Origin of the sequence: Erythrobacter donghaensis, assembly GCF_001557325.1 — a bacterium.
In the GTDB taxonomy this organism is placed as follows: Bacteria; Pseudomonadota; Alphaproteobacteria; order Sphingomonadales; family Sphingomonadaceae; genus Erythrobacter; species Erythrobacter donghaensis_B.
Genome location: NZ_LSJS01000241.1, coordinates 1 through 7510, shown reverse-complemented (window position 1 = coordinate 7510; position 7510 = coordinate 1). Strand labels below are relative to the sequence as shown.

General features: G+C 68.4%; 8 protein-coding genes and 1 pseudogene. All 9 read left to right on the top strand.

The window, feature by feature from the left end; all coding sequences use genetic code 11:
• A pseudogene (locus AX692_RS20240) lies at nt 1-640 on the top strand (Tellurium resistance); the annotation flags it as partial.
• Between the two features lie 43 nt (nt 641-683).
• A complete protein-coding gene (locus AX692_RS14525; RefSeq protein WP_073973319.1) occupies nt 684-1742 on the top strand; it encodes a DUF475 domain-containing protein in 1059 nt (352 codons plus the stop codon).
• A gap of 79 nt (nt 1743-1821) precedes the next feature.
• Nucleotides 1822-2400, top strand: coding sequence for a TerD family protein (locus AX692_RS14520; RefSeq protein WP_073973318.1), 579 nt, complete (start codon nt 1822-1824; stop codon nt 2398-2400).
• A gap of 70 nt (nt 2401-2470) precedes the next feature.
• Nucleotides 2471-3052 carry a TerD family protein gene (locus AX692_RS14515; RefSeq protein ID WP_073973317.1) on the top strand — a complete coding sequence of 194 codons (582 nt, stop codon included), beginning with the start codon at nt 2471-2473 and terminating at the stop codon, nt 3050-3052.
• Between the two features lie 24 nt (nt 3053-3076).
• A complete protein-coding gene (locus AX692_RS14510; RefSeq protein WP_073973316.1) occupies nt 3077-4246 on the top strand; it encodes a S1C family serine protease in 1170 nt (389 codons plus the stop codon).
• Entirely contained in the window at nt 4239-5396 is a 1158-nt protein-coding gene (locus AX692_RS14505; protein WP_073973315.1) for a phosphoribosyltransferase domain-containing protein, read from the top strand. Before AX692_RS14510 ends, AX692_RS14505 begins: the two co-directional genes overlap by 8 nt.
• On the top strand, nt 5393-6142 hold the full coding sequence (locus tag AX692_RS14500; protein ID WP_073973314.1) for a sucrose-6-phosphate hydrolase: 750 nt from the start codon (nt 5393-5395) through the stop codon (nt 6140-6142). Before AX692_RS14505 ends, AX692_RS14500 begins: the two co-directional genes overlap by 4 nt.
• Nucleotides 6139-7215 (top strand): cysteine protease StiP family protein, encoded by a 1077-nt coding sequence (locus AX692_RS14495; RefSeq protein WP_073973313.1) that lies wholly within the window; start codon nt 6139-6141, stop codon nt 7213-7215. Before AX692_RS14500 ends, AX692_RS14495 begins: the two co-directional genes overlap by 4 nt.
• Nucleotides 7212-7510 (top strand): HpcH/HpaI aldolase/citrate lyase family protein (locus AX692_RS14490; protein WP_196491804.1); only part of this gene is annotated, 299 nt, incomplete at its 3' end. The genes AX692_RS14495 and AX692_RS14490, both read left to right, overlap by 4 nt.

Sequence of the window (7510 nt, the reverse complement as noted above, 5' to 3'; positions counted from 1 at the left end):
GCCGTCCCCGCCCCCGCCGCCGCCGTCCGCGCCGATCAGCCTGAAGAAGATCAGCCTCGACAAGGGCAATTCCTCGGTCAGCCTCAAGAAGCAGGGCAATTCCTTCGGCGAGATCGTGCTCAATTTGAACTGGACTGCGCGCACCCAGAAGAAGGGCTTCTTCGGCGGCTCGCAGCAGCTCGACCTCGATTTGGGCGTGATCTTCGAGATGGCCGACGGCATGGGCGCAGGCTGCATCCAGGCGCTGGGGCGCAGCTTTGGCTCCTACCACCAGCCGCCCTTCATCGAGCTGTCGGGCGACGACCGCACCGGCGCCGTGGCCGCGGGTGAGACGATCCGCGTCAACGGCCAGTATTTCGACTACATCCGCCGCATCGGGGTCTTCGCCCTGATCTATGAAGGTGCGCCCGACTGGGCCTCGACCGATGGCGTGGTGCGCCTCAACATCCCGGGCCAGCCCGAGATCGAGGTTCGCATGGATGAGGTGAACAGCCGTGAACGCCTGTGCGGCATCGCGGTGATCGACAATGTCGGCGGCGAGCTCAAGATGAGCCGCCTGATGCGCTTCTACCAGAGCCAGAAGCCCTTCGCCGAGGACATTGGCGTCTATCTGCAATGGCAGCGCGGCAGTAAGGACTAATCAAGCATACCGCCGTATCACGCGGCCAAGGGGATCATATTCGATGTTCAAACATTTCGGCGGTTCGCTGCTGTTCACGGTCGTGGGGCTGGCGCTGGGCGGGTATTACGGCTGGGCGCTGACCGGCACGATCGACGGGGTGCTGTCGATGGTGTGGATCTGCGCCGTGCTCGCGGTGCTGGAGGTCTCGCTCTCGTTCGATAACGCCGCGGTCAACGCGAGCGTGCTCAAGGACATGTCGCCGGTCTGGCAGCAGCGCTTCCTGACCTGGGGTATCGCGATCGCGGTGTTCGGAATGCGGATCGTCTTCCCGCTGGTGATCGTGATGATCGCCGCGTCGCTCGGCCCGATCGAGGCGATCAACCTCGCCTTGAATTCGCCGAGCGAATACCAGCGGATCGTCGAGGGCGCGCATGTCGGCCTGATGGGCTTCGGCGGCGCCTTCCTCGGGATGGTCGGCCTCAACTACTTCTTCGACAGCGACAAGGAGGTCGACTGGATCGCGGCCATCGAGCGGCCGCTCGCCAAGGTTGCGGACATCGAGGCGGTCTCGATCGGTCTCGTGCTCGCGGGCACCTGGGCGGTGTCGAGCGTGCTGCCGGGCGAGGAGGCGCTGACCTTCGTCACCGCCGCCATCGCCGGCCTGCTGACCTATCTCGCGGTCGAGATCGTCAACCACGTGCTCGAACCCCCCACGCCGTCCACCGGCGATGTCGCCAAGGCGGGCTTCGGCGCGTTCCTCTATCTCGAAGTGCTCGATGCGAGCTTCAGCTTCGACGGGGTGATCGGCGCCTTCGCGCTCACCAACAACCTCATCATCATCGCCATCGGCCTCGGCATCGGCGCGATGTTCGTGCGTTCGATGACGATCTACCTCGTGCGCGCAGGCACCTTGAGCGAATACCGCTATCTCGAGCACGGGGCGTTCTATGCGATCCTCGCGCTGGCGGTGATCATGTACCTCAACACCTTCGTTCATATCCCCGAAGTCATCACCGGCCTGATCGGCGCGGTGCTGATCGGGCTCGCCTTCTGGTCTTCGGTGCAATGGAACAAGGCCAACCCCGAGAGCGAGCCGCAAGGGGATGAAGCCGCCGCCTGACCGGGCCGGGGTCAAGACTTTACGGGCGTAGCAGCCGGGGCGGTCCCGGTTGCCGCCACCACTGGGAAAGGAAGACGTAATGGCTATCTCGCTGTCGAAGGGTGGCAATGTCAGCCTGTCGAAGGAAGCACCGGGCCTCGACCGCATCATGGTCGGCCTCGGCTGGGACGTGCGCGCGACCGATGGTCAGGATTTCGACCTCGACGCCTCGGCCTTCGTCTGCAACGCGGGCGGCAAGGTCCGCAGCGACATGGACTTCTGCTTCTACAACAACAAGAACGTCGCCGGCGGTGCGGTCATCCACCAGGGCGACAACCGCACCGGCGAGGGTGATGGCGACGACGAGCAGATCGAGATCACGCTCTCGAAGCTGCCCGCCGATGTCGACAAGGTCGCGGTGGTCGTGACCATCCACGAAGGCGACAGCAAGGGCCAGACCTTCGGCCAGGTCTCGAACGCCTTCATCCGCCTCGTCGATGCCAACACCAACGCCGAAGTCGTGCGTTACGACCTGTCGGAGGACGCCTCGGTCGAGACCGCGATGATCCTCGGCGAGGTCTATCGCCACGGCGCCGAATGGAAGTTCCGCGCGGTCGGCCAGGGCTTCAAGGGCGGCCTCGGCCCGCTCGCCGGCCACTACGGCGTCAACATCGGCTAATCGGGAGGGCGCGCGGGGGGCGGGATTGCCCGCCTTCCGCGCGCTTCTACGCAATAGGGAACAAGGACAGATGGCGGTTTCGCTCAGCAAGGGCGGCAATGTGTCGCTCTCGAAGGAGGCCCCGGGCCTCAACGCAGTGATTGTCGGGCTCGGCTGGGACGTGCGCAAGACGGACGGCGCGGCCTTCGATCTCGACGCCTCGGCCTTCGTGCTGGGGGAGAACGACAAGGTTCTCTCCGATGCCAATTTCGTGTTCTACAACAACAAGACCTCGCCCGATGGCGCGGTGGTCTACAGCGGCGACAACCGCACCGGCGAGGGCGCGGGCGATGACGAGACGATCCTGATCGATTTCGCCAAGCTGACGCCCGCCGCCAAGAAGGTGGTGATCGCGGTCACCATCCACGAGGGCGAGATCAACGGTCAGAACTTCGGCTCGGTCTCCAACGCCTTCGCGCGCGTGGTCAACCAGGCCGACGGCAAGGAGCTGGCGCGCTACGACCTCTCCGAAGACGCCTCGATGAACGTCGCGATGGTCTTCGTCGAACTCTATCGCGGCCCGGCGGGCGACATCAAGGTCAAGGCGATCGGCGAAGGCTGGCGCAGCGGCCTTGCCGGGCTGGCAGGCGCGATGGGCGTCAATATCGGCTGATCCGTCCCGAGGCCCGCTCTCGTCATGCAAGCCGCCCAGCCCGGACAGCGCGTCCCGATCAGCCCCAAGGCCGATTGCCGCATCCGCATGCGCGGCGGCGAGGCGGCGCGGATCGCCGTTGCCGCGATCGGGCGCGATGCCAGCCAGCACGGCCGGGTGCTCGCCTTCGACCGGGTCGATCCGGGCCATTGGTTCATGGAAGGAATGGCCGAGCTCGAAGGCGATTTCGAGATCGTCGCCTATGTCATGGATGATCGCCACGGCGGGTTCACCAACCACGCCTATCCGTTCGAATTCGAGGTCGACGGCACCATCTGGCAGATGCCGCAGCCGACCGAACAGCTCGCCGCCGTGATCCTCGCCGAGGTCTACACGAAGAACGGCGAGCGCCGGATGAAGCTTTCGAACGAGGGCTTCACCTTCGGGATCGACGCCTATGTGCGCGCGCGCAACATGGGCGGGGTCGAGGTGCCCTATCGCAATTCGCCCGGCGTGCCGCTCCCCGGTAACGGCCCGATCCCCCATCCCGACGGGCGCGGCTTCTCCGAAGGGCAGGGGCGGCCCAAGCCCATGCCCGGCCAGCTGATCGGATCGGGCAGCGGAGTGCTGATCGCGCCCGACCTGATCGTCACCAATGCCCACGTGGTCGAGGACGGGCAGAAATTCGAAGTCGGCCCGGCGCGCGATGCGGGCACGGTCATCGCAGTCGATGCCGGGCACGATCTCGCGCTGCTGCGCTGCCGCACCCACGGCGCGCCGCTGCCCCTGCGGATCGGCTCGCCGCTGTTCCTCGGCGAGGACATCATGGCCGCGGGCTTCCCGCTGATCGACGTGCTGGGGGCCGACCTCAAGGTCACCACCGGCAATGTCTCGGGGCTGACCGGCGGCGGGGGCGACATCGCGCGCTTCCAGTTCTCGGCCCCCATCGGCTCGGGTTCCTCGGGGGGTGCGATCATCGACGAGTTCGGCAATCTGGTCGGCGTCACCTCGGCCAGCCTCGCGCACGAGAACATGCGCAACCGCGGCTCGATCTCGGAGAACGTCAATTTCGGCATCCGCGCGGCGCTGGTCTACGAGATGGCTGCCGCCGCCGGAGCCGACTTGCCGCCGCTCGCTATCTCGACCGACAATCTGCGCCGCAATGTCGTCGCGCGGGCGCGCAGCGCGGTGGTCAGCATCCTCGTCCATGCCTGATTCTGCGCGGGCGTCCGGGACGCCGCAGCACACCACGCGGGTCGAACTTCCGACCGGAACGCTGACGCTGTCCGGCGTTGCACCGGAGCGCATTCACGACCTGTGCGATTTCGCCGCGCGGGCGAACCCGAAGCGCGGCTTTCTGATCGTCTCGCGGGTGCTCGGGCGTCACCTGCCGACCCCTCCGGAGGCCCTGCGCGCTGCCGCCGATGCGCTTGCGGCCCAAATCCCCGCAATGCCGGAGCCGGTGCTGTTCTGTGGCATGGCAGAGACCGCGACGGGCCTCGCCCAGAGCGTCTGGGCGGCATGGCGCGCACGGCACCCCGGCACCACGAGCGCCTATGTCCAGTCGAGTCGCCAGATCGCGCCGGGCGCGCGGGTGCTGTGCCGCTTCGAGGAAGGCCACAGCCACGCCGCCAGCCACATGGTGCAGGTCATGGGCGACATCGAGGCGCTGCTCCCCACGGTGCGCAGCCTCGTCATCATCGACGACGAATGCAGCACCGGCAGCACTTTCGTCGAGGCCGCCGAGGCGTTGGTCGCCGCGCTCCCGCAGATTGAACGCATCGCCTGCGCCAGCCTCACCGACTGGAGCGCTGGCGCCTTCCTCCCCCGGATGCCGCGCCCCGGCAGCGCCCATTCACTGATCGCGGGGACGCTCCACTGGACGCCCGGCGCAGGCCAGGCCACCGCCAGCCTCGCACCCACCGCGAACCGCCACGGCACCGCGCCAGCATGGGGCATGCGCAGCCGCACCGGGCTCCTCGCCCCCGAGGCCGCCACCCGGGCCCCCGTCGCCGCCGCTCCCGGCGAGCGGGTGCTGGTGCTCGGCGATGGCGAGCACGCCTATGAAGCCTTGCTGATCGCCGAGGAAGTCGCCGCCCAAGGCGGCATTGCGGCGATTCAGTCGATCACCCGCACCCCGGCCATGCTCGGCCATGCGATGGCGAGCGTCACCACCCTCGACGACGCCTATGGCTCGGGCGCGACGTGCCATGTCTACAACCTCCTCGCCCACCGCCCGGACCGCATCGTGATCGCCGCCGAGATCGCCGGAGGGCAGGCCGATGCGCTCGCCCGGTGGTGCGCCGAAGCGGGCTCTCCTGTAATGGTCGAGACGCTGTTGTGCCGCTATGGCGAGGGCGCATGACCCCGCCGCCGCTGATCCTCGCAGACCTGGACGACAGCCTGTTCCAGACCCGCCCCAAATGCGGCGACTGGGCCGAGAGCGACCTCAGGCTGATGAGCCGCCTCGCCGACGGCAGCCCGAGCGGCTACGCCACCCCGTCGCAGCAGGCGCTGCTCGGCTGGCTGGCGCATGGCGAACTGGTGCCCGTCACCGCGCGCGCGCGCGAAGTACTCGCCCGGGTCGACATCGCGCAGGCCCCCGCGATCTGTGCCAATGGCGGGTGCATCCTCACCGCCGCGGGCACGCCCGATCCGGTCTGGCACGCGCGCCTTGCCGTCGAGGCGCAGCGCGCCGAGGCGCCTGCGGTGCTCTATCCCGCACTCACCCACGGGCTCGGCGCGGAATACCGCCACTGGATGGTGAGCGAGGACGGGCTCGATCTCTACATCGTCATCAAGAGCAACGCGGGTGATGTCCCCGCGCTAACCGCGCTCGCCGAGGCCCTGCGCGCGCGGCTTCCCCAAGGCTGGCGCATCCACGCCAACGGCAACAACCTCGCCTTCCTCCCCCCGTGGCTGAGCAAGCGCGCGGCGGTGCGTTACATGCTTGAGCGGGTGCGCGCCGAGACCCCCGGGCGGCTCGTGGTCGGCATCGGCGACTCCTGGTCGGACGCGGGCTTCCTTGACCTTGCCGACATGGCGATGATCCCCACGGCCGCGCAGCTGTGGCAGCACATCGCGCGCGGGCACGACTGGATCGACGGATGACGCCCTTCCACGGCTCCTACGCCCCCGAGGACGTGACCTTCCTCCTGAAGCCCGCCGCGGTCGCGCTGACCGACGTCGCGGAGAAGGAGGCGCTGATCCAGTCGGGCGCGCGGCACTATTCGGAGATGCTCTCCGAAGAGCGCCTGCCCGATGCGCGCTACCTCGCGCTCTATGAGGCGGCGCTGGCGAGGAATGCGGGGCGATTGAAGGCCGATATCGCGGCGCTGGCCGAGGCGATCACCGCGCGCCCCGAGACGGCGACAAGCTGCACCATCATCTCGCTCGCCCGCGCGGGCACGCCCATCGGGGTGCTGCTGCGCCGCGCGCTTGCCGCGAGGGGCGTGGACGTGGCGCACTATTCGGTCAGCATCATCCGCGGGCGCGGGATCGACCGCGTCGCGCTCGCCCATATCGCCGCCGCGCGCGGGACGGCAGATGCGGTGTTCGTCGACGGCTGGACCGGCAAGGGCGCGATCACGCAGGAGCTCGAGGCGAGCCTTGCCGATGGCAGCACCGGCTTTGCCCCCTTCCTCGCGGTGGTCGCCGATCCGGCGGGCTGCGCCAGCCTTGCCGCGACTTCCGAGGATTACCTCATCCCCTCGGGCATCCTCGGCGCGATCGCCTCGGGGCTGGTCAGCCGCTCGGTGCTGAGCGCAGAACTGGTGGGCGAGGGCGAGTTCCACGCCTGCCGCCACCTCACCGAACACGCCCACGCCGACCGCAGCCGCGCCTTCATCGCCGCGGTCGAGGCCGCCACGCCCTCGCAGGCCAAGCACCCCGGCTGGAGCCCCGCCAGCGCCGCCGCCAGCCGCAAGGCCTGCGCCGCGCTGGTCGAAGGCCTGATGGCCGAATTCGCCGTCACCAACGTGAACCGCATCAAGCCCGGCATCGCCGAGGCGACCCGCGCCGTCCTGCGCCGCCTGCCGCAAGGCGTGTTCGTGCGCGATCTGGCCGACCCGGAAGTGGCGCATTTGCTGCACCTCGCACAGCAATCGCAGGTTGCCGTCGAACAGCGGGAACTCGGCAACTACCGCGCCGTAACATTGATTGCGAAAGCAGGAGGCGCTGAATGACGAAAGCGGTGGAGCTTGGCGCAACGCTCTACATCCCGGTGCAGCACCCCCGTCTCGCGGAAGTGCTTGCCGGAGCCAACCCCGATCTGCGCTCGGTGGTGATCTGCCTCGAGGATTCGCTCCACGAGACCGAGGTGGGCGCTGCGCAGGAGGTGTTCCGCGCAACCTTGCGGGCGCTGGGATCGGCCCCGCCGCGGCTCATCGCCTATGCCCGCCCGCGCGGGCCGGAGATGCTCGGCTGGATGCTCGCCCAGCCGGGGATCGAGCGGCTGGCGGGTTTCGTCCTCCCCAAGAT